This is a genomic window from Sphingobacterium deserti (assembly GCF_000757725.1).
Classification (GTDB): Bacteria; Bacteroidota; Bacteroidia; order Sphingobacteriales; family Sphingobacteriaceae; genus Sphingobacterium; species Sphingobacterium deserti.
Genome location: NZ_JJMU01000037.1, coordinates 35,716 through 59,434, shown reverse-complemented (window position 1 = coordinate 59,434; position 23,719 = coordinate 35,716). Strand labels below are relative to the sequence as shown.

Annotated in this window: 21 protein-coding genes; 5 read left to right on the top strand and 16 right to left on the bottom strand. The window is 42.9% G+C overall.

Features of this window, described 5'->3' with window-relative positions; translation table 11 throughout:
• Window positions 1-587: 587 nt before the first annotated feature.
• Window positions 588-1,514, bottom strand: coding sequence for a bestrophin family protein (locus DI53_RS11960; RefSeq protein ID WP_241462414.1), 927 nt, complete (start codon window positions 1,512-1,514; stop codon window positions 588-590).
• A gap of 130 nt (window positions 1,515-1,644) precedes the next feature.
• Between DI53_RS11960 and DI53_RS11955 the strand changes: the two genes are divergently transcribed.
• Window positions 1,645-1,971 carry a cytochrome c gene (locus DI53_RS11955; protein WP_037499643.1) on the top strand — a complete coding sequence of 109 codons (327 nt, stop codon included), beginning with the start codon at window positions 1,645-1,647 and terminating at the stop codon, window positions 1,969-1,971.
• 103 nt (window positions 1,972-2,074) lie between these two features.
• Here the strand turns inward: DI53_RS11955 and arr are convergent, their stop codons facing one another.
• The 3 genes from arr to DI53_RS11940 all read right to left on the bottom strand — a co-directional run bounded on the left by arr (window position 2,075) and on the right by DI53_RS11940 (window position 3,193).
• Entirely contained in the window at window positions 2,075-2,509 is a 435-nt protein-coding gene (gene arr, locus DI53_RS11950) for an NAD(+)--rifampin ADP-ribosyltransferase (protein WP_071790487.1), read from the bottom strand.
• Window positions 2,510-2,625: 116 nt separating this feature from the next.
• Window positions 2,626-2,901 carry a VOC family protein gene (locus DI53_RS11945; protein WP_241462413.1) on the bottom strand — a complete coding sequence of 92 codons (276 nt, stop codon included), beginning with the start codon at window positions 2,899-2,901 and terminating at the stop codon, window positions 2,626-2,628.
• Between the two features lie 97 nt (window positions 2,902-2,998).
• The gene (locus DI53_RS11940) at window positions 2,999-3,193 is read right to left on the bottom strand and encodes a SymE family type I addiction module toxin (RefSeq protein WP_037499638.1); all 195 of its coding nucleotides are present in this window, start codon (window positions 3,191-3,193) and stop codon (window positions 2,999-3,001) included.
• An 88-nt stretch (window positions 3,194-3,281) separates the two neighbouring features.
• Here DI53_RS11940 and DI53_RS11935 point away from each other — a divergent pair, with 88 nt between their 5' ends.
• Entirely contained in the window at window positions 3,282-3,500 is a 219-nt protein-coding gene (locus DI53_RS11935) for a helix-turn-helix domain-containing protein (protein WP_037499637.1), read from the top strand.
• 49 nt (window positions 3,501-3,549) lie between these two features.
• Here the strand turns inward: DI53_RS11935 and DI53_RS11930 are convergent, their stop codons facing one another.
• On the bottom strand, window positions 3,550-4,179 hold the full coding sequence (locus DI53_RS11930; protein ID WP_037499634.1) for a CPBP family intramembrane glutamic endopeptidase: 630 nt from the start codon (window positions 4,177-4,179) through the stop codon (window positions 3,550-3,552).
• A gap of 197 nt (window positions 4,180-4,376) precedes the next feature.
• On the opposite strand from DI53_RS11930, the gene DI53_RS11925 reads away from it, so the two are divergent.
• Window positions 4,377-4,703 carry a YnfA family protein gene (locus DI53_RS11925; protein ID WP_037499631.1) on the top strand — a complete coding sequence of 109 codons (327 nt, stop codon included), beginning with the start codon at window positions 4,377-4,379 and terminating at the stop codon, window positions 4,701-4,703.
• 49 nt (window positions 4,704-4,752) lie between these two features.
• Here the strand turns inward: DI53_RS11925 and DI53_RS11920 are convergent, their stop codons facing one another.
• From DI53_RS11920 to DI53_RS11910, 3 genes are read right to left on the bottom strand one after another with little or no spacing between them, the layout of a single operon-like run.
• Window positions 4,753-5,661, bottom strand: coding sequence for a helix-turn-helix domain-containing protein (locus tag DI53_RS11920; protein WP_037499628.1), 909 nt, complete (start codon window positions 5,659-5,661; stop codon window positions 4,753-4,755).
• A 1-nt stretch (window position 5,662) separates the two neighbouring features.
• Complete coding sequence (locus tag DI53_RS11915) at window positions 5,663-5,947, bottom strand: DUF2147 domain-containing protein (RefSeq protein ID WP_052072362.1); 285 nt, start codon at window positions 5,945-5,947, stop codon at window positions 5,663-5,665.
• A complete protein-coding gene (locus DI53_RS11910) occupies window positions 5,947-6,729 on the bottom strand; it encodes an SDR family oxidoreductase (protein WP_037499625.1) in 783 nt (260 codons plus the stop codon). Before DI53_RS11910 ends, DI53_RS11915 begins: the two co-directional genes overlap by 1 nt.
• Before the next feature lie 205 nt (window positions 6,730-6,934).
• On the opposite strand from DI53_RS11910, the gene DI53_RS11905 reads away from it, so the two are divergent.
• Both DI53_RS11905 and DI53_RS11900 read left to right on the top strand, forming a co-directional pair.
• Window positions 6,935-7,861, top strand: coding sequence for a hypothetical protein (locus tag DI53_RS11905; protein ID WP_037499622.1), 927 nt, complete (start codon window positions 6,935-6,937; stop codon window positions 7,859-7,861).
• 581 nt (window positions 7,862-8,442) lie between these two features.
• Window positions 8,443-10,749 carry an ABC transporter permease gene (locus DI53_RS11900; RefSeq protein WP_241462412.1) on the top strand — a complete coding sequence of 769 codons (2,307 nt, stop codon included), beginning with the start codon at window positions 8,443-8,445 and terminating at the stop codon, window positions 10,747-10,749.
• A gap of 83 nt (window positions 10,750-10,832) precedes the next feature.
• Here DI53_RS11900 and DI53_RS11895 read toward each other — a convergent pair whose 3' ends face one another.
• From DI53_RS11895 to DI53_RS20560, 8 genes are all read right to left on the bottom strand, one after another.
• Window positions 10,833-11,225 (bottom strand): RidA family protein, encoded by a 393-nt coding sequence (locus DI53_RS11895; RefSeq protein ID WP_037499618.1) that lies wholly within the window; start codon window positions 11,223-11,225, stop codon window positions 10,833-10,835.
• 53 nt (window positions 11,226-11,278) lie between these two features.
• Window positions 11,279-12,352 carry a formylglycine-generating enzyme family protein gene (locus DI53_RS11890; protein WP_071790486.1) on the bottom strand — a complete coding sequence of 358 codons (1,074 nt, stop codon included), beginning with the start codon at window positions 12,350-12,352 and terminating at the stop codon, window positions 11,279-11,281.
• The gene (locus tag DI53_RS11885; RefSeq protein ID WP_052072360.1) at window positions 12,339-13,040 is read right to left on the bottom strand and encodes a thioredoxin domain-containing protein; all 702 of its coding nucleotides are present in this window, start codon (window positions 13,038-13,040) and stop codon (window positions 12,339-12,341) included. The genes DI53_RS11890 and DI53_RS11885 overlap by 14 nt, the downstream gene beginning before the upstream one ends.
• A gap of 3 nt (window positions 13,041-13,043) precedes the next feature.
• Complete coding sequence (locus DI53_RS11880; RefSeq protein ID WP_071790485.1) at window positions 13,044-14,675, bottom strand: arylsulfatase; 1,632 nt, start codon at window positions 14,673-14,675, stop codon at window positions 13,044-13,046.
• A 36-nt stretch (window positions 14,676-14,711) separates the two neighbouring features.
• Complete coding sequence (locus DI53_RS11875; protein ID WP_037499616.1) at window positions 14,712-16,301, bottom strand: arylsulfatase; 1,590 nt, start codon at window positions 16,299-16,301, stop codon at window positions 14,712-14,714.
• Between the two features lie 11 nt (window positions 16,302-16,312).
• Window positions 16,313-17,779: a RagB/SusD family nutrient uptake outer membrane protein gene (locus tag DI53_RS11870; protein WP_037499614.1), complete on the bottom strand. Its 1,467-nt coding sequence runs from the start codon at window positions 17,777-17,779 to the stop codon at window positions 16,313-16,315.
• 19 nt (window positions 17,780-17,798) lie between these two features.
• Window positions 17,799-20,846 (bottom strand): SusC/RagA family TonB-linked outer membrane protein, encoded by a 3,048-nt coding sequence (locus DI53_RS11865; protein WP_037499613.1) that lies wholly within the window; start codon window positions 20,844-20,846, stop codon window positions 17,799-17,801.
• 554 nt (window positions 20,847-21,400) lie between these two features.
• Window positions 21,401-23,347 carry a glycoside hydrolase family 97 protein gene (locus DI53_RS20560; protein ID WP_081939442.1) on the bottom strand — a complete coding sequence of 649 codons (1,947 nt, stop codon included), beginning with the start codon at window positions 23,345-23,347 and terminating at the stop codon, window positions 21,401-21,403.
• Between the last annotated feature and the right edge of the window lie 372 nt (window positions 23,348-23,719).

Below are 23,719 nucleotides of genomic sequence, written 5' to 3'. Positions count from 1 at the left end.
GGCAAGGACGGAAAGGTTGTGGGAGGGACTGCCGGTAGTGAGATGTGCGTATTGACATAGCTGCAAGCTAATCCTCTACTTATTGCTACTCCCCCTTTTATTAACGGAATATGTCGCCTCGAAAGCTTTGCAATATGCAGGGATTTGCCTCTGCACAAGCCTCCCCTGCAAAGGTTTCAAGCGACGATTTTTTTGCTTCCTTTTTTTAGAAAAAAAAGGAAGGCCCTGTCCTGGCAAGGACGGAAAGGTTGTGGGAGGGACTGCCGGTAGTGAGATGTGCGTATTGCGTATTGACATAGCAGCAAGCTAATCCTCAACTTATTGTTACTCCCCCTTTTATTAACGGAATATGTCGCCTCGAAAGCTTTGCGATGTGCAGGAATTTCCCCCTGCACAAGCCTCCCCTGCAAAGGTTTCAAGCGACGATTTTTTTGCTTCCTTTTTTTAGAAAAAAAAGGAAGGCCCTGTCCTGGCAAGGACGGAAAGGTTGTGGGTGGGACTGCCGGTAGTGCGTATGTAGATATCAGTATGTAGATAATAGTATATAGATTTTAGAAATTCTAACTTTTCACTTTTGAATTTGAATTTTATAAAACGTAATAAAAATCTGGATCAGGCCCTGCAGGCTTCTGTACATCCTCTCCCATTTGCTGACGCAGTACAAACTCAATATTCTGACTGATATTTGTCATGGGCGTATCCATTGGACCATTCTCAAAAGGATCTTGCATCAATATCGCTGTGCGCTCTATAATGATGAATATAGTTGGAATACCTGCGGTAAGAATAGCTTTTATCGACGCGTAGTTATCATCCAAACTAAATGGTAATAAAAGCGTAAACAGATAGATCAAGAAGTGGAGTAATGCACTGTAGGATGCCGGAAAGACTGTATTTTTTATACGCTCGCATCTCCCCATAGAATCACACAATTTTGTGAGGGTGCTATCCAGCTGCACCTGCCTGAACTCGGTTAGCTTTCCTTCTTTCGATAGGCGCTTTAATTGCAATCCATGTTTCAAAAGCATTGCATTGGGCACATTGAAATCTTTGATTCCCTGTGCGTCGATGTAGTTACGCACCTCTGGAGAGAAAGGAACACCACGCAGGGATTCGCTAAGCGCATAGTTCCATATGACCTGTCGTTCCATAAATATTCGGATTTCTTCCTCCTCACCATCAGGAAGAAACTCATAGAGTTGCCGGATCAGCGTACGCGAGTCGTTCACGATTGCGCCCCAAACAATGCGCGCTTCCCACCACCGATCGTAGGCCTGCCCCGTCCGAAAGGCCAATAATAAAGATATCGCAGTACCCACAATCGCTACTAGGGCGAGCGGAATAACGAGCGACGCAAAATACCGCTGCGTAGCTATCAAACCGACCACGACACTGAATGCCGTGATGGCAAACAGGTCGTTTTTTATTGTTTTTACAAAATCAAAAATAGAAATCTTTCCTTTTAGCAACATACCGTAATACCTCGTCTTTATTGTCCCTATCCGATGCTTCATTGCAAGGACGACTTTATTAAAATCAAAAAAAGGGAAAAATGTTTTTTCGAACTCTTCATTTTTTGAAGAAAACAGTTTTAGACGATCATTGTTAATCTACTGAGAAGAGTTTTAATGTAAATACATCCCAATGAATAAACTGAAGATGAGCATCATGATCGGTCTAGGTATCGCTATTCTTGCAGGTTGTTTCCCGAAAGCCAGTGAAGTTATTCGCAACCTACCGGTTGAAAACAAAGAGCAGATTCTATCCAAGTACAACGCGGAACAAATTGCGGAAGGTAAAGTGCTATTCACGAATAATTGTGCGAAGTGCCATAAATTAAAAGAGCCAGAAACGCGCACGCCTGAGCAATGGAATAAGACCTTGAAACGTATGATTCCGAAAGCGAAACTCAACGATCGTGATGGGCAACTCGTACGTGCTTACCTGATCGTTAATTCGAAGGAAGGTTAGTCACAGCAGGATCAACAACTCGCTGTTTCAAGTTTTTTTTACTGAATCCTTTTGCCTCGTGAGAGTAATGCTTGACAGTGTTGTCATCAGTTCTATTAGATACCTACACATCATTTAAAGAGTCAATACCCTGCTCTTTTAATTTTTCCAATGCTGATTTCATAGCCATCACCTGTTCGGGTGGATGTCCTTTCCATACAGTTACTTCGCCGACCACGCGAAATGGATCGGTTGAGCGATAAGATTTCGTTGGGTTGCCCGGAAATTTCTTGTCTGTAAGGTCAGGGTCATCTTCAATAACTCCCGTAGCCTCGACTACGTATATTCTTTCCCGCCCCTCGCCAAAAGCAAGCTCTGCTCCCCAGATTGCGGCATCCAAAGTCGCCGATAAGAAAATGTATTTTGCTTGTATCCGACGGCCGTAGTTGGAATTAAACCCCACTTCAATCAAATCGCCTAAGGCAAGATCAGCCTTCGTGCCATGGAAATAGGTTTGTGCAAAAGCTGTTGCCCTTCCGTCTGTATGTTGCTGTTGCATGCTATGTTTTTCCATTTCAAACGTATTCTGCGAATAGGATAGCTAAGCATCCTGTCCGAAAGTCAACAAATTATTATCCGGATCAAGCAGCGAAAATTCTCTTTGACCCCAAGGCTTTATCCCAGAGGTCCATTCGGATGAATGGGAACGTGATGATCTAAAAGCCATTGGTAAAACTTGTCGATATGCTGTGTCCGCACATAGACCTGTCCGTAGTTCTGCGTTGGATCAAGTTCGGCAAAGGCAAACAAATGGATCTCAATAGCATCTTTTTTGATCAACAAATAATCGCCATAGTCCGCAATCTCGCTAAAGCCCAGTCGATCGATGTAAAAGGCTTTCGTGGCGGCCTTATCGCGCATGGGTAATTTGGGAATTATAGCTGTAAGCATATTTTTCTATTCATTTAGATGAACGTATTTCTGATAGACCAACTTACAAATAAAAAATGAATAGGAAGATATTAAAACTTGCTATGCGGCTAGTTCCTTATTCATTGGCGTTAGCTAAACGGATCACCAATTTATTTTTTCCTTGCTCGACGTTAACCTTTGCTCCCTCTTTAAACCCCAGCTTTTCCAACCACTTTCCTTCAATCCTAAGTGCCGGAATCTTGGTTATGCCATAGGCTCTCTGCTGATATTTTCTATGAATTTTGAGCTTCCTTATATTTTTTATTGTCATATAGTTATATGACAAATATAAAGCATATTCCTAATATGTCAATCTTTTATATGACAATTTTGTCAGCGTATTAGCTGACATTTATTCCATGACGAGAGATCAACTGAAACAGAAACTTGGAAAACGTATTGTCGAACTTCGAAAACAAAAGAACTGGAGCCAATCGGACCTTGCGCGTGCTTGCAGCAAAGATCGGCAAGCGATTGAAAAATTAGAAAATGGAAAAGTTAATCCGACACTCTATACCTTGCTCGAAATCGCTAACGCGATGGAAATTTCACTCCGAGCATTGGTCGAGTGGGATTAAGATCCGTTGCAGGAAACAATTGACAGATTTGAAAAGACAACCGAGCCCTTTACCAACTTGGTTTAAATAGATCAAGAAACGAGACGGAAGATAAATTTAAAAAATCGACTAGAAAATGTGCGAAGATGATCCAGCGAAGGCTGTCTGTTCGTTTGTAAGTAATCGCCCATACGATCCCCATAAGGAAAGTAGAAATCATCACTTCGTATCCGCTAAACAATGACGAGTTGATGCCAAATACAGCGTGATTTAGCGAGAACATCATACTGCTGAACAGCACCGATAAAGGAGCCCCCCAACTTTTGGTGTAGTCGCTTAACAAGCCACGCCAGTAAAATTCTTCTAGCCAAGGATTTACCAAAGCTAATATTATCCAAGGGACAATAAGTTGCCAGGAAGACAATAGATGATGGTATTTCAAAAAGATCGGTAGCGGCGTTATAGCAACGACGAGTGTTGCAATTATCCATCCGAATCCTGCTTTTGAGGGCTTCAACCAATTTCGTATTGCTACCTTTCCTCCGTACTTGATGATGAAAAATAGAAATAGCCCCCACTCTATTAAAATAATGGGAATAAAAGCCCACTTCCCAATATAGTACCCCGCAACGACCGCAACCAATAGGTTGATAAGCATAATAAGAAAAGGTGATAGGATAACAACGGTTCTTTTTTTCATATATCGTAAATGGTTGATGTGTGTTGCGGTAATTTTATTTTCCACAACGGCAAAGGTAAGTGCGATTCTCCGAAGTATTACATATGTATCGATGAGTGAGCTTTTCCTGTCGGCGAATATAGGGTAATGCTCGGCGAGTTACCGGGTGTGAATAACAAATCTGCTTCAACAATCTGTATCTTGCAGCAAAAAACGTTATGGATATAAGATCTATTGGGATATTTCTCTTGGCGGGGCTATGCGAAATTGGTGGAGGTTACTTAGTCTGGCTATTTTTACGAGAGGGGAAACCATGGTGGTATGCACTATTAGGCGCACTCATTCTTATAAGCTACGGTGTCGTAGCCACATGGCAGGAGGCAGGATTTGCCAAAGTGTATGCAACTTACGGCGGTATATTTATTGTAATGTCTATACTTTGGGCGATGTACTTCGATAATTTCAAGCCAGATAAATTTGACATCCTAGGCGCGGGAATTGCCCTCATTGGGGTCTTGATAATCTACTACGCACCTCGATCATGACTAGGATAATTTGGAAATGAAAGACGCTTACACGACGCGAAAATACAGCTCAATAGAAAGACTGACGAAATTCCAATGGACTTTGCTTGGTTTTGATCTTAAATAATTTGCTAAAACTTTGCGAATGCTCAAATCCCAGTTCATAAGCTATTTCTGAAACAGACAACTCCGTTGTAGACAATTTTTCTTTCGCTTTTTCAATGAGTTTTTCATGGATGTGTTGTTGGGTAGTTTGTCCTGTTAATTGCTTCAATAACGTTCCCAAATATTTGTTCGAAATATTCAAGGATTCTGCGACAAATTGCACCGTAGGCAATCCCTTAGATAGCAAATCTTCTCTATTGAAATAATCATCTAAAACGCTTTCCAATCGTTCTAACACCTTGTGGTTACTAATCTTCCGAGTAATAAATTGCCGTTCATAAAATCGCTGTGCATAGGTAAACATCAATTCTAACTGTGCGATAATCACATCCTGACTAAATTTATCAATATGGGCTTGGTATTCAGCTTTAATATTTTCAACGATACTATTCATTATTGACTCTTCTTTATCAGAAAGAAATAGGGCCTCGTTTGTAGCATAGCCGAAGTATTCGTATTGTTTTATCTTCTTTGCCAGTGCTGTATTCCACAAAAAATCAGGATGGATAAATAGCATCCAGCCTTCAAGATTTGGAGGCAGTCCCCCTTCTTCGCCACGTAAAATTTGCCCGGGAGACATAAAGGCCATCAACCCTTCATCAAAATCATATTTCTGTTGTCCGTAAAGCAAGTTATTGCAACCGCGTTTCAAAGACACGGTATAAAAGTCAAAAATCACAGCGTTCACATCCGAGTCATTTTTAAATTTAGAAACGTCCAGCATACTTATAAGTGGGTGATGTGGCTTTTCGAGACCAGCTAGGCGATGACCTTCCGTGATGGATTTTATCCTGTAAGGAGTTTGATTTTTCATTTTACAAAAATAAACGGGTATTTTTTATTCCTTGCCTGGAGCGACTTTGCAACATGTTATTAGGATTTTTAAAATCGCGTTTCGGCGTTTTACCATCCTCCTCAAACATATTAGAAGCCCATAGCAATTTACCAAAATATTTCCCTTCAGACTTAAAAATAGTAAACTTCAGCTTTACATCAGCATCCATACTTTCCCAATTGCCGATGATTCTATCGGCTGGCTGTTGCGCAAAACTTGCGAAGGAAAACAATAGCCACAACGTTGTAAAGAATGTCTTTCCCATTACGCCTGCCGTTTTAACTTTTTAATTGCTTTGAATTCTCCGTGTCCAAACTTTAATAAAACATTTGGCATGAGTCTGCTAGCAAACTTGATAACGCTGATCATAAATGGCTTCAGCTCTTTCTTATCTTTCAACATTCCGCTAATAGCGATTTTAACCATTTCATCGGCATTCATCATCATGCTGTCGTTGGGCTGCTTTACCCAGTCGTCTTGCAATTTGGTTTTAACACCGGGAGGTATCATTTCAAAAACCTGTACCGAGCTGTCTTCTAATTGTAAACGCAGGGACTGGGTATACGCTCTTATACCTGCTTTTGTAGCGCTGTATATAGGCGCCGCTGAGTAACTCATAAAGGCAATGCCTGATGAAACATTTACAATCCCAGCTGACTTCTTTGTAAGCAAATGCGGCAGAAACTGATGCACCATTTGGATCGTTCCCGATAGGTTGGTCGCAACTTCTCGGTTTATATTTTCCAAATCCAACGTCTGATCCTGTAGATCTATTAAACGCATCATCCCTGCATTGTTAATGACTATATTTAGATCTGGAAATTGTGATGTAACATCATGAAATAACTGTTTAATGTCTTCCGGGTTGCTCACATCGCTTTGAAATATTTCCACATTGGGAAATTCCTTTTTTGTTTCGTTAAGCGCCTCCAGTTTACGGCCTGTTACGATAACTTTTGCTCCGATCTTAGTCAGTTGCCTAACAAACTCCAAACCTAACCCACTGGTTCCACCAGTAATGAGGACGGTACTATTTTTTAAATCCATCTTTATAATAATTTGATAAAGCAAAGTTCGTCCGATTGAAGCGCCTGCATGTATCCAAAAGTCGGAAGGTTGTAGCAGAAAGGGATGGTAATTTTTTCTACGTAAAACCACTAACGCACATCTAAATTCAAAATACTTAGAATTTTAATACTTATTTTACTACCTTTGGACTTCTTACTAATACATAACTTACACTAACGCTACAATGAAACCATTCCCTTTTTTGATCGTCGTCATTTTTATAATAGGCTGTAAAAAAGAAAATAATCTGATAGATAAGCTTCCTGAAGAAACCTTAGTCACGGGGTTTGCCTACGTAAATCCGCAAGGCAAGCAATTGGATGATTCCGTAATTATTCTCCCAAAAGCGGGCTATATCATAGATAGCGATAGCCCGTATGAAGTGTATAACGGCGCAACTTTTGTCAATAATAGCTATTGGGAGCGCGCGGCTGGTAGTGAGCTTTCCCCGGACAGTAATCTCTTTGTAAAATGGACGGTAGAAGATTTAACGCGTGAAAAATTCGTGAAAAGCGATACCACAAAAGAGCTGCAGTTGGAACTCTTTGAGATCGGTAAATTTAAACTCACGCAATACCTTTATGCAACTTCTGAAAACAGAAAAGAATCTGTACAGGCACTGGATTCTTTATCGAAAATTGTGGAGGTTGTGAATGTCAGAAAAGTCGATTCCATTACGATAGACAGCCTAGGTTTTGCTAGCCCATATTCAAATGCGGGACTAGACCGTAATGCTCCTTTCGATGTATTCGTTTCCATATATAAAAATGCAGATGACTTGGCGACTGCGCAAGCACCAATTTTCCAATCAGCCGTTTTGGAAGACATTAAATTCGGAGCAACAAATCTAAAATTGGAGATCCCGGAGTCCAGTTCCATACCAAGTTTCGTCGCACTCCCTGATTCTGACGTAGACATTTTACTACAACTCAATGTCCGTCAAGCCGGTAAAGTCTATACACTTCTAAACAATGAACGTGGTAATTCGATAGTTCGTTCTTTACAAACCGGTTATCTGGCAACAGATAATGCTAGTTCAAGGGAAGAATTACGCTTGTGGTTTCAATCGACAAGCATGAAGATTAATACATCGTTTATGTTTATGAATTAAATGTGAGCAGATAGGTCACAGAAGTTTTCAATTAAAATAATCACTTTTTTATTGACTCTCCCCAATTAGAATTACGCAATATGTGTATTCATTGTTATCTACACATATTGCATAATTCTATTCAGCTTTTAATTATTACATTTTTATTGATCTAACAGCTAACTTTTCGATTTCGTAAAATTTTCGCTCATGCTATTATCATCTTTTTAGTATAGCTACTTTACGACTAGTTATTCCCCCATTGACTGCAAACGGTAACCATTTGCAAACTTAAAAATACTCAGGTTCACGCATATGAATATGATTTACGCCGCATATTTTATTCCGTATGCGAATGTTCGCACGTGGACAATATATGTTCGGATACGGACAGGGCCTATAAAAGAAAAAATGTAAAACACTTGATGCGAACAACTTACATCTTTGGCACTCATTTGGAATAATTTTAACAGTATTTGGCTTGGTTGGGGATGGCGGTCTTTAATACGGAGAATTAAGTAAACAATATAAGCACAATCATTATGATAAAGCAATACCTTAAAATTGCGGGACGTAACCTCCATAGAAATAAAGGATATTCAATGCTAAATATAGGAGGTCTGGCAATCGGGATGGCGGCAGCAATGTTAGTTTTGCTATGGATTCAAAATGAGATTAGCTTCGATATGTTTCATCCGAAACGTGATCGCTTATATATGGCAGGAAATAACTTAAAGCTCCAGGATGGTATAAATACGATATTTTTAACCCCTAAGCCGTTAGCGCCTGAACTAAAGTCGGAGTTTCCTGAAATAGCCAATACAAGTCGCCATTCGGAGATGGGTGATATACTCATAAGAGTCGGCGATAAAAAGATCAAGGGATTTGGCGCCTTTGTAGATTCCACGTTCTTGCAGATGTTTGGCCTCCCGCTGATAAAAGGTGATAAAAACCGTGCGCTCGTTAACCCAACAGATATCGTGATTACCAGATCACTAGCCAAAACGCTTTTCGGAACAGATGATGTACTTGGCAAAACGATGCGCTTAGAAGCAACAGAAATCGTCAACATAACGGGGGTCATGGAAGATATCCCACGTAACTCTAGATTTAATGAAACTCAGTTTTTGATGTCGTGGACCTCTATGGAAAAAAAAGGACAGTCGGATCAACACTGGGGTAATAATACAACGACAACCTATGTAGAACTAACTCCGCAAGCTTCCTTTGCGGAGGTTAACAAAAAGATCCGAGACATAACGGTGAAGCATAGAGGCGGCAACCGAGATGCCGAGATATTTCTTCATGCCTTACCAGACTGGTGGTTGTACAGCAAATTTGAGAATGGAAAAATGGTAGGTGGGAGAATAGACATGATCCATGCATTCTTATTTATCGCCGTATTTATTTTACTAATTTCCTGTATCAACTTTACCAATTTGAGTACTGCTCGGAGCGAAAGACGGGCAAAAGAAGTCGGCATCAGGAAAGTCGTTGGATCTAGCCGTCGTAAGCTTATAGGTCAATTCCTGAGTGAAGCCATCTTGATAGCGTTAATTGCTGGTACCCTTGCCCTCGTAACAGTTTGGATATGTTTACCGCTCTTTAGTAGTCTTTTGGGGCGCGCAATAACGATCGATATATCTTCAGCTAGATTTTGGTTTTCATTTTTTGGCTTCATCCTCTTTACAGGTATTTTGGCTGGTACCTATCCTGCTTTCTTCCTCACATCTTTTCAACCAGTTAAGGTTTTAAAAGGAACATTTCATAGCGTAAATTCAGCGTACCTTGTAAGAAGATTCTTGGTTGCCATTCAGTTTACCGTCGCGGCAACCCTTATCATTTGCACGTTCCTTATCCAGAGACAATTAGAATTTGGCAGAATGCGCGAAAACGGTTATGATCGAAATAACTTGATTTACATTGCTGAAGAAGGTAATATCGTCAAGAACCGGTCGCTCATCAAAAATGAACTACTAAATAGCGGTGTAGCTGAATCGGTGACCAGAACCAGTTCTCCCCTCACTGAAAGTTGGAGTAACAGCTGGGGTTTTGCGTGGAAAGGAAAAGACGCCAATGATAAAACCATTTTCGATATGATTTCTGCAGATGACCAATTTGCAAAAACTGCTGGCCTTAAGCTTATAGATGGACGAGATTTTGATCTGAATCGCTATCCTACCGATTCCTTGGGCATTCTTCTGAATGAATCCGCGGTTAGGGCAATGGGGTTTGTTGATCCCTTAGGGCAAATTGTTCAACAGCATGGGGCGGATTGGCACGTCATCGGCGTTGTGGAAGATTTCATCCTTAGTTCGCCCTTTGAGGAAATTCCTCCCATGGTCATATTAGGAGCAAAGGGATGGTTTAATGTTATGCATATTAAATTCAACTCCTCTTTACCAACATCGGAAGCTTTGAAAAAAACAGAGGAAATATTCACTCGCTATAACGCCGAATATCCATTTACATATACCTTTGTAGATCAGGCTTATGCTCAAAAATTTGAGGATAGTGAACGACACAGCCTTTTGGCAGGGCTATTTAGCTTTATCACCATAGCGGTATCTTGTTTAGGCCTTTTTGCACTCTCCGCATACATAGCTGAGAATAGAAAAAAAGAAATCGGCGTAAGGAAAGTAATGGGCGCATCCGTCCTTTCCATCACGCGACTTCTCTCTACTGAATTTGCTCTACTGGTTTTAATTTCCTGCATAATCGCCTTTCCTATATCCTATTGGTTCACCGATCATTTCTTTCTTCAAACGTATACGTACCGCATACCAGTCAGTTGGGATGTTTTTGCACTTGCGGGAACCAGCGTATTATTGATAGCTCTTGCCACAGTCAGCACACAAGCCATCAAAGCCGCATTGGCTAATCCGGTGACCTCATTAAGGAATGAATAGGTCTGTTTTTCTTATCTCCTAGTGCTGTTTAAATTCAACATTGCTCAGACAGTAAGCGTTTGATACTGCAATCTGCACAGTGTCTACTTAGCCGCCGTCGCCTCCAACTCCACATTCATCGTTTCGTTCAATCCCACTACTTCCAATAAGGTGAGCGATTGCTTCATTTCATGGTTACGAGCAAAATCTTTCAACAAATCAATACATGTGGACATAAATTCTTTCGAAGACGTCGAATATATCGTAAGGCGTACAATATCTTTACATTCGTATCCAGCTTGGCTAATCACAGTTTCTAGATTTTTGACCGCTAACTGAAATTGCGTACGCATATCGGCGTTGCTTGAGCTACCATCAGGGTTCACCGCGGCCTGACCAGATATGTATAATGTGCTTTTTACTTCTTTCACTTCAACCGCTTGAACGTAGCCAAGCTCGTTCTGCCATTCCCAAGGATTTATCACTGTTCTTACCATAACGTAATTTTTTATTTATAACAAATAATGTTTACGTTCGTTTCTTGCATCAGCTACTCGACATCTTTTACACAGCGGAAGCCGATATGATTGGTCGTACTATTAACTTCGCCTTTGCCCCTTGCTCCTGCTTTATAACGTTCACAATACTGATCATTACAAAGAAAAGATCCGCCACGCTGGACGCGCTTTATCGCCTCTAGTTCTTGCGGATCATAAGATGATGCAGGCCCTTTTGGGTTTTTCGTTTCTGCTACGGCATACGCCGGCTGATAGAAATCTGCGCACCATTCCCAAACATTACCAGATAAATCATAAAGCCCATAGGCGTTAGCTGGGAATGATTTAACGGGCGCTGTGCCTGCATAACCATCTTCCCTGCTGTCGGCGTCTGGAAACTTGCCTTGAAAAATATTGGCCTGCCAAACACCATTTTTTTTGAGGTCTTTACCCCAATAAAATTCTTCATCATTCTGCTGCCCCCCTTTTGCTGCATACTCCCATTCGGCTTCTGTCGGCAGTCGCTTGCCTGCCCAATTCGCATAGGCTGCTGCGTCTTCGTAAGCTACATGCACTACCGGATGATTTTCACGACCTACGATTGTACTTTGCGTGCCTTCAGGATGTTGCCAATCGGCTCCCGCAATATATTGCCACCAAGCGGTAGGATCCTGTAAGCCTCGCGTAGGGGTAACTGCACCAAAAACCGCTGAGCCAGGAACAAGAATAGCCGGATCCGTACCTGGAAAATCCTTCGGATGCAACGGGCGCTCCGCTACCGTTACGTACCCAGTCTCTTGCACAAAGTGCGCAAACTGGGCATTTGTCACTTCATGTTCGTCAATCCAATATGGCGACAGCTCGACTTGACGCGTTTTAGCGGCGTCATCAAATCTTTTGCTACCCATTTCAAATGTCCCCCCCTGCAGAAAAATCATTTTCGAATGATCTTTTATGACGACAGCAGCAGGCTGGACAACTTGTCGTTTGGATAAAAGCGATCCTCGCGACACGCCAGCTTCCATGCAGCAGGATGGTAGCTCTTGCGCTGATATCAGACCGCTCACCGTAAAGATCGCGCATGATAAGAGAGTTGCTCGCCACGTAGGTATACTATTGTTTTTCATGCCTTGCTGTCCATATTTCGTCGACCGTAGGGATGCCTGTTTTTGTCCAAATAGCGGTACCTGAACGATACAAGGTGGTGGTCGGAATTGTTTTTACCCCGTATGCTTTGATGATATCTGGATTGACATCAATTTCCACCTTAACAACACGTAAATCATTGGATCGCCGCTGTAACGAATCCAACACAGGTATAACCTTTTTGCAAGGCGGGCAGTAGTTTGATCCAAAACTGACCAGCACATACTCATCTGCCGTCAGCGCGGTATGAAAAGCTTCCAAGGATATTCTTTTCTCGTTTGTCTCCGAGACAACTAAAGGGTAGCCAGATCCGACCCAAGCCGCTATTCCCGGAGACAAAACATAAATTTTGTGGAAAGATAGCTTGCTAAGATGCTCCGCGAGCCGCTGCGAACGCCCAGTTTGGATGGAGTAAATAAAAACCGGGCTGCCCTTATCAAGTTTACCGATCTTTCGCTCAAAATCTGCTGCCTGCTGATCGATTTGGATAGCACTTGGTAGGTGAGCCTGCTCATACTCCTCGAGCGATCGAGCATCCAGTATTTGCGGCGACCTTTCGAGTTGTACATGCTTAAAAAAGTCAACCACATTAGTTTTGAAATCCTTTATTTGTCCGAACCCTAAATGTGTAATAAAGCTCAGTGTGAGTATAAAAATCGTTGCTTTCATTTGCTAAAAATTAAAGGCCGGGGGTGTAGATTCTTGTTCCTTACTTTTTCTAAAAAGTCGCATACTTGTCGGCTCTTTATCTTCCAGCTGTGCAAAATCAACCACACCGTTTTGTTTTGCCCACTTGAAATATGCTTGGGAAAGCTGGGATACTACAGCGTGGTTTTGACGTGCTACATCAGTTGTTTCCGTAGGGTCTTTATCCAAATCATAGAGCTCCCAACTATACGATGGCCAGGTAGATACGAGCTTCCATTTACCTATACGTGCTGCCCTATTGCCGGCCCTTTCCCAAAAGAGCCCTTCAGGCCTGTCAATGGTATCCACAGCGCCCGTTAGCACAGGCAGCAGACTTTTCCCGGGAAGCTCATGCGGTTTAATTCCTTGGTAGCTTTTTGGGTATTTGGCCCGCGCCAACTCATATAGCGTTGGGGCGAGATCGATAATGTGTCCAGTACCCTGCACAATTGTATTGGGCTTTATCTTTTGAGGAAACCAAGCGATAAAAGGCGTGTTTATGCCGCCCTCATGCAGATAATCTTTGTAGGCTTTAAAGGGTGTGTTTGAAGCATACGACCAGTTTTTACTCTGGGATTCATAGGAACCTACCGTTCCGACCGGCCCCTCATTTATGCGTGCGCCGCCATGCCACTTAACCAGATCTTCCGCTGGCGCACCATTGTCTGAAAGAAAGATGATAATGGTATTTTCCAATTGTCCATTGTCCTTTAATTTTTCTAAAAGGGAGCCTATACTTTGGTCAAGACGGTCTACCATTGCCGCAAATACCTCCATCTTTTTCGCCCAAGATCGTCTATTATCAAACGATAACTTATCCCAGTCGTAGAGGTCTTGATCAGGAACAGAAAGTACGGCATCCTGTGTTAAGATACCGAGTTTCTTTTGTTTGTCGAAGCGCTCTTTTCGAACGGCAAACCACCCCTTGTCATATTTACCTTTATACTTAGCAACGTCTTCGGGTAGAGCGACCAATGGCCAGTGTGGGGCTGTATGGGCTAGATACAAGAAGAATGGCTTGCTTTCCCCTTTGATTTCGTCCAAGAATTGTTGGGCATGAGCATTGATGACGTTGGTTGAGTAATACGCCGAGAGTGGGTAGCCTTCTGCGTCAGTCTCTACCTTACCAAAACCCGGCGCCCCAGAATTAGCTCCGTTTTCATTTTTTGGAAAAACTTTATCGAAGCCCCGTTGCCAAGGATAACTTTGGTCTTTGCCTGATACATGCCATTTGCCGGACGTTAGGGTGATGTAGCCATTCGCTTTGAGCACTTCTGCAAAAGTTAATGATTCGGCATTGATATACCCTTGATAGGCTGGTAGTCCGAGGTCGTTTGAGAAGTAACCTACACCTGCTTTATGCTGGTATTGTCCCGTGATTACCGAGGCGCGGGTAGGCGCACAGATGGAATTGTTGTAAAATTGTCGAAATCGAACACCTTCTTCGGCCAAGCGATCGAGATTAGGTGTAGCGATTTCCGAACCATAGGCTCCCAAATCTGAATAACCGAGGTCGTCCGCTAAGATGACAACAATATTTGGGCGGTCTTGTTTTTGCGCGTAAACCGCTAGGCTCAGACTGCATATGCTTAGTAGTGTTATAAAAGTCTTTTTCATCGTTATACTTATTTAGATGAGTATGTAGTGTATTACTTAACGAAGTGAATTTCTCTGTGGCCGTATGCGTTCATAATCGACTACACCTGTTTCTTTAGCCCATTGCTGGTAAAGATCTTCAAGTTCCTTTACTACATCAGGGTATTGATTTGCAACATTATTATTTTCTGCACGGTCGTCGTCTATGTCGTAGAGCTCGATTTTATTGCCGGTCTTGTACAGTGATACAAGTTTCCATTTACCATGGCGTACGGCCCGGTTTCCAGCACGTTCCCAAAACAACGGCTTCCCCCTATCTGCTTGATTCTTATCAGTTGCTAATACCTCACGTAAGCTTATCCCAGATAGCGGATTTGCTTGTACATCGTTTAGCGTCTTAGGGTATTTAGCATGGGCAAAATCGTACAGTGTCGGTGCTATATCGATGATATGGCCTGTACCTTTTTTGATTGCGTTGGCCTTCACTTCTTTGGGGTACCACACAATAAAAGGTGCGCCGATACCTCCTTCGTATGGATTGTCTTTGTAGCTACGGAGCGGTGAGTTACCGGTCTGCGACCAATTGCTGTTCTGCACTTCATAAGAGCCGGCCCGTCCTACAGTTTCGGTGTTACGCTGTGTATACATTCGCGTGCGATCGCCCCCTTGGGCCCCATTGTCCGATAGAAATATAATCACAGTATTGTCATCCTTCTTCAATGTCTGCAGTGCTTTGCGTAGCTTGCCAATGCTTTGGTCGACATGGTCAATCATACCTGCAAAAACTTGTTGACGTCGTTGCCAGTACTGCTGTTCGTCATAGGTGAGCTTATTCCAAGCCTGTATCACCGTGTCACGGCTGGCAATCTCCTGCCCTGCTGGGAATACCCCTTTTGCGATTGCTTGGCGATACCTATCCGTGCGCAGGCTATCCCATCCTTTTTGGTAGACGCTTTCATACTTCTGGATATCTTCTTCAGGCGCCTGTAGTGGCCAATGCGGCGCATTAAATGCGAGATAAAGGAAAAATGGCTTGTTCTCTTTGTCCTGATCCTGAAGGAATGCAATGGCTTGATCGGTGATTTCGTCGGTGAGATATCGTCCTTTTGGCAGATAAAACGGCTCGTTATTCCGCAACAGTGGGACAGTCGGGCTATTCTCACCATTTATTTCATAGAAATTTACGGCACCACCTATAAACCCAAAAGAACGCTCGAAGCCGCGTTGCGCAGGCCATTGATCCCGGTCATCACCAACATGCCATTTTCCAGATAGGATAGTCGAGTATCCCGCATTCTTCAATACTTCCCCCAGTGTTAGAGACTCTTTGTTGAGAAACCCTTGGTAAGCTGGCAATCCTAGATTGACGTTAAAATAGCCGATTCCCGCCTTGTGCGCATATTGTCCAGTCAGTAGTGATGCTCTAGTCGGCGCACAAATGGAATTATTGTAAAACTCCTGAAAGCGGGTACCTTCCGCTGCCAGCTGCGTAAGGTTCGGGGTGTTGACGTCCAGTCCACCGAAAGGTTCGATGTCGGAAAAGCCTAAATCGTCTACCAATACGAGGATGATGTTCGGCCGTTTATCCTGTGCCAGTGATAGCATACAGGTTAACAGAAGTGCGGTAAAGCTAAGTGCCTGCTTCATGATTCTTTATTTTAATAATTTATCCAGTCTGGATGCTGTTTAAGGTTGGGGTTCAGATTCAGTTCTCGTTGCGGTGTCGGGAAGTGGATATGTCTTGCCGCCGCCTGCGTTTTCTTCGCTGCGTGAAGTTTCGCTATATAGTAGTCCACACCTCTCCTGACCAGATCGAACCAACGTTGATACTCGTACACTAACTCCTTGCGTCGCTCCTCGAAGACCAACTCGCGAAATCCATCTTTCGTACTGCCGCCTGTATACAGGCTGGCTTTAGCACGGCTTCGAACACTATTTAGTGCGTCGATAGCTGACGTCGTGGGGGCGGCTGTCAATTCATTTTCCGCTTCGGCATAAATCAACAGCACCTCAGCATATCGGATGATGGAGAGGTTTTTTGATGACTGACTTTGGTTTCCTACAACGCTCTCATCGTAGTATTTATTAAATTGAGGTTTACTCAAAGCGTAATATTGACCATTAGTCGGAGAGACCTTGCCGGTGGTAAACGTAATTGGCAGACGCGTGTCTTGACTTTCAAACGATTGGTAAAGAAGACCTTCCGCATGAAGTGCATCAGAATAGTCACCGTTTATCCCGGGAATGTCTGCCGGCGCAGATCTACCTGCTAAGCTATTGCCTTGGTATCCGCTATTGCCTTGAAACTGTGCGGAAAAAATATGCTCTTTCCCATTCTTTTTGTCCACGGCAAACACATCTGCATAGGATTCGAACAGACCGTATCCTTCCTCGTCGATAACTTCTTTTGCTTTGTTTCGCGCCAGCTCCCACTTCTGTTGTGTTAGGTAGACTTTCGATAATAAACTCTTCGCTGCACCTTTAGACGCACGACCTCGGTCCTTCTCACCGTAATCGAGGTAGTTGGGCAGGCTCTCTGCCTGAATCAAGTCATTTTCGATGTGGGTGTACACCTCCGCTTCTGTTGCTTTGGAAACATACAACTGCTCACCACTCAATGACGCTACCGGTTCTACAATTAACGGTACATCGCCAAACCATCGTACGAGGTTGAAGTAGTGCAGTGCTCTTAAGAATTTTGCCTCGTTGATGAGGCGTGTCTTAATCGCAGGACTGATCTGCCCCTCTGCCATTGCCTCGATGTTTTTGATATTTAGATTGGATGCATTAATCGCATCATAGCTCTGTTTCCAAAGCTGCTCCATCCGATCGTTTGATTCATCATGTGTCAAACCGCTAATGGCTCTTACATGGGCATTTCGTGCTCGCGGTCCGGCTTCATAATCATCAGTTGCCATTTCCACGCCAATCTGGAAAAGCCCATTGTAAATAGATTGTCCACTTTCATATAGTTTGCGATAGGTTCCAGTCACTGCTGATAGGGCTTGTCCTTCATTGAGGTAAAACTGCTCGGAAACCAACAGGGCATCCGGATTTTCCTCCAGTTTTGAACATGCCAATAATGTGCTTAGTGTAAGAAGCCCAATTAAAATTTTACTTTTCATAGTATATTAGCCCTCCTGATTAAAATGTAATTGATGCGCCGACCGAGAACGATTTTGAGGCCGGGTATATGCCTTGGTCGACACCGATCTGCACGTTATTTCCCGACGTCACTTCCGGATCAAAACCACTGTACTTCGTCCAGGTGATGAGGTTTTGCCCGGTTACATACAGTCTTAGATTAGATAGTGTATTTTTTGTCCAGCCTTTCGGTATCGTATAGCCAAACTGTAGCGACTTGACACGTACGAACGAGCCATCTTCGACAAAACGATCCGAGAAAATAGGCGCCGGATCTAGTTTAGCACGCGGATAGTCTTGCGAAGGATTAGCTGCTGTCCATCGCTGTAAAGCGTCACTTGATGCATTTTGCTGACCGGTAAACATCTCCAAAGCTTGTCTATTCATGTTGAGGATTTGATTTCCTACCGAACCTTGTATAAGGAAACTGAGATCTATCCCCTTGTAGTTAAATGTATTGGTAATACCGAAAAAATAATTAGGCTGAGCATCTCCGATAATCGTTCTGTCGTTGGCGGTGGTAAACTTGCCGTCTCCGTCAATATCTTTGTACAAACGGTCGCCGGCTTTTGGAGTAGCATTACCCGTATAAACCCCTTTTTCCGCCTCTTCCCCCTGCTGCAAGATTCCATCTGTAGCTGTCCCGTAAAAGGTGCCTAAGGGCTTTCCAACCTGGATAATGTAGTTGCCGGTGATATAGGAGCTGCCATTGCCTATTGATAATACTTTGTTCCGATTGAAGGACAGGTTTAGATCCGTCGACCACGAAAATTCTCCCTCGATATTCCGGCTTCGAAGATTAAACTCCACCCCTTTGTTCTCAACAGATCCATAGTTTTGTAAGGAACTTGCATAACCTGATGTCCATGGGATTTCAACGTTTAAAAGTAGATCTTCCGTCTTTTTATAATACCAGTCAAAAGTGAATTGAAATCTATTACGAAAAAATGAAAAATCTATCCCCGCGTCATACTGATAAGTGGTCTCCCAACCCAGATTTTCGTTCGGAATGCGCTGCGAGGCAAAGCCGGTCGCGATATTGCCCCCGATAAGGTAGTTAAGCGCGTATAAGGTAGAGAGCGACTGATATTGCCCGATCTCGAGATTCCCGGTAGTACCAAAGCTGGTGCGCAGTTTAAGATCATTTAGAAAAGAGAGATTTTCCTTCACGAACGTTTCTTCGCTAGCTCGCCAAGAGAATGCAAGCGATGGAAAATTTCCCCATTTGTTGTTCGTTCCGAATCTGGAACTCCCATCTCGGCGTATACTAGCGGAAGCATAATATTTATTTTTATAGTTGTAATTAATCCGGCTCAGAAAAGAGTGAAGTACCCATGCGTATGCACCGGATTCTGGTCGGAGTAAGGTTGATCCGCTTTGAAGGCTATTATAGAGCAATTCATCGGTTACGAAGTTTTCAGCACCCGCCCCGAATATCGCATTACGCGCTTCCTGTTGTGTAAAACCTAATAGAACATTTAAATTATGATTGTTAAAGGACTTGTTGTAGGTCAGCGTGTTTTCATTGAGCCATGAATAGTAATCCAAGCTGCCCAGGTTAGCTCGGCCATTGTTTACAGAACCTTCATAAATATAAGATGGCAGGTAAAACTTGTCAGTCCTTGTGTTAAGATCCACTCCGAGGAGGACTTTAAGCTGCAGACCATCCAAGATATCATATTGCGCAAAGCCCGTTCCCAGTGTCCTAAGCCCCACCTGTTCATTTGTAGTCTCTAATAGTGTAGCAATGGGGTTAGCAAATATGTTTTCGAACGGATTTCGAAGCGTATAGCTTCCATCCGCTTCGTAAACTGTAGCTGTAGGTGGCATGATCAACAGCGAGTTCACAATACCAGATGGAGCAATCTGAGCTTGCGTACGGTTTAATGAGAGATTAGCCCCTATAGTCAACCGTTCGTATGGACGAGCATCAATGTTGCTGCGAAAACCTAGCCTTTTGAAATCTGTGTTCACAATAACCCCCTCTTGGTCAAAATAATTTGCTCCCAAAAAATATTTTACCCTGTCGCCGCCGCCCGTTAACGATAGCTGATGATTACGTATGGGCGCAGTACGGAACGCTTGTTTTTGCCAATTGGTGCCTTCACCGAGCGCGTCTACATCATTCTGTGATAGGTACTGGTACTGTCCGCGCGATGGGTTGGCATCAAACAGCACCTCATTCCGCAAGGTAGCGAAATCTCTCGCTCCTAATACATCGATAGTTTTGATCACGCTTTGAGATCCCAAGCTACCATCATACGTGAGCTTTGCTCCTCCGGCGCTGCCTTTTTTCGTCGTCACGAGCACCACACCATTTGCGCCACGGGATCCGTAAATGGCGGTGGCCGACGCATCTTTTAACACTTCTATGCTTTCAATATCTGAGGGATTGATACTAGCTAAGGGATTGATCGTGGCTCCGGAACCTACGCCCGTATTTTCCGTTTGGTTATACACAGGGAAGCCGTCGATGACATACAAAGGCTCATTTCCCCCTTGGATGGATGCTCCGCCACGGATACGAATGCTCACGCCCCCGCCGGGCTGCCCTGAAGTTTGCGTGACCTGCACACCGGATATTCCGCCTTTCAGTGCCTGATCCAATGAGGATACATTTTGTTTTAGCAGCTCGTTTGGCAATGAGGCTACAGAACCGGTAAGGTCTTTTCTTTTAATGGCTCCATAACCCACCACAACCACCTCGTCCAAACCTGATATTTTCGGCTCTAATTCAATGACAGTGGGGGAAATTGAGATAACAAGTTTTTGCTGTTCATAGCCTACGTACGAGACAGTAACGGCAAACGGCAGTTTTTGTCCAGTGACAAATTGGAACTGCCCCTCAGCATCTGTCTTTACGCTATGAGTCACAGCCTCCAGCTGTACCGTAGCGCCTTCAATGGGCTCTCTGGTGGTGGCATCAATGACTTTACCTACCAGTGAAGCATTAATAATGGGAGAGGTTTGTTGTCCTTGTGCGCTCAAAGTAGCCAACAAAGACAATAGGAATAGCCAAGAGTATCCCCAAACTCCATTTATTTTCATATTTTTGGATGTTTAATAGTGAGTTTAAAACAAGCGTCCAACGCCAATTGAGACTTGTTTCATTATTAGTCAACAGGGGGAGTGCAAACTCCCCTTTTTCTTTTATATGGAGAGATTAACTACACATTCGCATTCGGTCTGGGGAACAGAAAAAGAAGTTGATAGAAAGTGTATGCGGATTGGTGGAGTAGGTTTTATTATCCATAAACGTTAAGTAGTTATTAGTTTTAAAAATTTGATGCAGCAAATATAAAATAAAATCCAACAATAGACTACTAAATCTATAGATTTTATTTTATTACATAAAAACTGTCTTTGCTTGTAGCGGCAGAGTGGAAAGAAAATAGATCTGTATGCACCTTTTCGAATGGACATTTAAATGTAGGAAGCCATTAATTCATTCGAACTAATGGCTTCCTACTAATTTATTTGATGAAACACGAATAATCCTAAGTGATTGAAAATATGGGGATAGCGACATTTAGCGGCATGCCTCACCTTATCTTCCACCATTGTATTTTCAATTCCAGCCCCCCATCTCACTGCTTAATGTATTATTTCTTTTTTGATAAGGTTGCCACATACCCGCCATTTATCGCCAGGTCAATCTTGATAACATCGCCTTTTTTAACAGATATTTTTTTCTTCTGAAGTTCTGTCGGCAAAGTATCTGATTTTTTGGTATCTGCCCATATTTCCATTTCATAAACTCCATCCCCTAAAAAGTCGAGCTTTACGTCGATCGCTTTCCGCGTACTATTGTTCATCACTCCGAGATACCACGTATCTTGATTTTGTCTAGCCAGCGCAATATATTCTTCAGGATGTCCTCCGATAAAATGTGTATTATCCCATACCGTTGGAACGATCTTGAGAAAGTCTGCGCCGGGCTTATTAAGTAAATTGTCGGGATGCTCACAAACAACGGTTAACGGGCTTTCATAAATCACGAATTTAGAAAGTTCCGCAGCACGGGTGTTTGGAACAATCGTCGGTGTCTGATTTTTAAATTGTTGCTCTGTAACGTTTAAGAAGCCCCCCGGGGTGTAATCCATTTGCCCCGCCAGCATCCGCGTAAAAGCCAGCTTAACATTATGTGCGGCGCTCATTTTACTCGTAAATTTATGAAACTCGTTACCCATCACGCCCTCTCTCGTAATCATATTAGGATACGTACGGATGATGCCATCCGGTTTATACGCACCATGAAAATTCACCAATAGCTGGTTATCTGCGGCACATTTAATGATCTCTCTGTACCAATTAACCATTTGCTGATCATCCCGATCCATAAAATCAATCTTCACGCCTGCCACGCCCCACTTTTTATAAAGGGGGAACGCTTCTTTATATGCCGAATTCCTATTCACATCACTGGAGTATAGCCATAACAGTATTCTTACATTCTTAGACTTGGCATAAGCAATAACCTCTTCCATATCAATCTGCGGAGCAGCTTTGGTAATATCTGCCAGCGGTGTATTGAATGTCCCGTACCACTGCCAGTCCACGAGCATATACTCCCAACCCATCTCGGCCGCAAAATCGATGTATTGCTTTATTACCGGCATTTCCATTTTTACGTCGCCGCTCCACCAGTTATCCCACGCGCTTGTGCCCGGCTTAATCCATGATGGATCCTCGATCTGACAGGGTTCATTTAGGTTCTGTACAATTTCAGATTCGATCAATACGCCCGGGCTATCGCCGATCATGAGTACGCGCCATGGTGTATAGATTTCTTTATCGAAAGCCACTTTTGTTCCATCTGCAGATTCACCCGGTAGCGGTGCTAATCTGGTCATAAGTTGATTGGATGCTTGGTTCTTACCTATGTAAAAGCCACTATAGTTGTCGATGTTTGCCTCAGTAATCGCCACCCAGCAATTTTTGTCGAACTCCATTAAGAACGGGATTCCCGCGATAGAGGTATCTTGAAGAGCACTCAGTTTCTTTTTAAAGAACTCCGATTCCTGAGCACTTGCGTAGCCGCCGTAATTGACGATCCATGCATTTGGATCGTCGGGTATATTAAAAGATGTGAGCTCTCTGGTAATCTTACGGTCGCCAATTTTCTCACTTCCGTATAGCTTATAACGCAGGGCTACTCCATCATTATACGCCCGGAAGGTAAGATCCATCCTGCGCATAAGGCCCGATTTCTCTTTCAAGCTCAATTGAAGTTCATTACAATGATTTAGGATCTCGGCATTTTTGGACTTTATCACCGGCTTCCATAGATCATGAATAGTCACCTCTTTTTGCTCCAATAGCATGAAGTCTCCTTTCATAGCTGGCTCATTCAGCAATTCAAAGCCCAACGTTGATGTGTTTACAATGGAACGGCCCTGAAATGTTACACTATAACTTAGCGTGCCGCTGTTATCAATGCTCACAGCTATTTTCTTATCGGGAGACGCCAACATAAATTTTTGGGCGTGTACCTGTTCGCATCCATATAGACCAAAAAGTCCTAAAAGTACAATCTTGATTATTTTCATAATTATGTATATGTGGGTAACTACAATTCAAACAATCCTATGGCCACGTCCAATAACGTCTAGTATAAAATTTACATGTATTGGAACATGACGCAAAGCGAATCACGCTATAAAATCCATCTTCACATGGCATGGGAAACAAAACATGTTCGCTTGGTCTATAATCCTAATCTAATGCAACCGGTTTCATTCCCTATGTTCAAATATAAATAAATGATCCCGAGAAAATAAAAAAAATCGAAAAACTTTATATTTACTCTATTGAAAGCTTGATAACAACGTCTAATACTGACCCAAACCTCTATTGGAAGCAACATTGTTTCCATACTCTACTGAATTGCAATTCAACTATCGACGAGTCCTTCGTAAAAT

Coding starts and splice junctions, on each gene's coding strand:
- DI53_RS11890 (WP_071790486.1), bottom strand. CDS start 12,352: ATGAAAAACAATAGTATACCTACGTGGCGAGCAACTCTCTTATCATGC.
- DI53_RS11920 (WP_037499628.1), bottom strand. CDS start 5,661: ATGAAAAATCAAACTCCTTACAGGATAAAATCCATCACGGAAGGTCAT.
- DI53_RS11910 (WP_037499625.1), bottom strand. CDS start 6,729: ATGGATTTAAAAAATAGTACCGTCCTCATTACTGGTGGAACCAGTGGG.
- DI53_RS11940 (WP_037499638.1), bottom strand. CDS start 3,193: ATGACAATAAAAAATATAAGGAAGCTCAAAATTCATAGAAAATATCAG.
- DI53_RS11865 (WP_037499613.1), bottom strand. CDS start 20,846: ATGAAAATAAATGGAGTTTGGGGATACTCTTGGCTATTCCTATTGTCT.
- DI53_RS11925 (WP_037499631.1), top strand. CDS start 4,377: ATGGATATAAGATCTATTGGGATATTTCTCTTGGCGGGGCTATGCGAA.
- DI53_RS11900 (WP_241462412.1), top strand. CDS start 8,443: ATGCTAAATATAGGAGGTCTGGCAATCGGGATGGCGGCAGCAATGTTA.
- DI53_RS11905 (WP_037499622.1), top strand. CDS start 6,935: ATGAAACCATTCCCTTTTTTGATCGTCGTCATTTTTATAATAGGCTGT.
- DI53_RS11960 (WP_241462414.1), bottom strand. CDS start 1,514: ATGAAGCATCGGATAGGGACAATAAAGACGAGGTATTACGGTATGTTG.
- DI53_RS11885 (WP_052072360.1), bottom strand. CDS start 13,040: ATGAAAGCAACGATTTTTATACTCACACTGAGCTTTATTACACATTTA.
- DI53_RS11875 (WP_037499616.1), bottom strand. CDS start 16,301: ATGAAGCAGGCACTTAGCTTTACCGCACTTCTGTTAACCTGTATGCTA.
- DI53_RS11935 (WP_037499637.1), top strand. CDS start 3,282: ATGACGAGAGATCAACTGAAACAGAAACTTGGAAAACGTATTGTCGAA.
- DI53_RS11955 (WP_037499643.1), top strand. CDS start 1,645: ATGAATAAACTGAAGATGAGCATCATGATCGGTCTAGGTATCGCTATT.
- DI53_RS11945 (WP_241462413.1), bottom strand. CDS start 2,901: ATGCTTACAGCTATAATTCCCAAATTACCCATGCGCGATAAGGCCGCC.
- DI53_RS11895 (WP_037499618.1), bottom strand. CDS start 11,225: ATGGTAAGAACAGTGATAAATCCTTGGGAATGGCAGAACGAGCTTGGC.
- DI53_RS11870 (WP_037499614.1), bottom strand. CDS start 17,779: ATGAAAAGTAAAATTTTAATTGGGCTTCTTACACTAAGCACATTATTG.
- DI53_RS11930 (WP_037499634.1), bottom strand. CDS start 4,179: ATGAAAAAAAGAACCGTTGTTATCCTATCACCTTTTCTTATTATGCTT.
- DI53_RS11915 (WP_052072362.1), bottom strand. CDS start 5,947: ATGGGAAAGACATTCTTTACAACGTTGTGGCTATTGTTTTCCTTCGCA.
- DI53_RS20560 (WP_081939442.1), bottom strand. CDS start 23,347: ATGAAAATAATCAAGATTGTACTTTTAGGACTTTTTGGTCTATATGGA.
- arr (WP_071790487.1), bottom strand. CDS start 2,509: ATGCAACAGCAACATACAGACGGAAGGGCAACAGCTTTTGCACAAACC.
- DI53_RS11880 (WP_071790485.1), bottom strand. CDS start 14,675: ATGAAAAAGACTTTTATAACACTACTAAGCATATGCAGTCTGAGCCTA.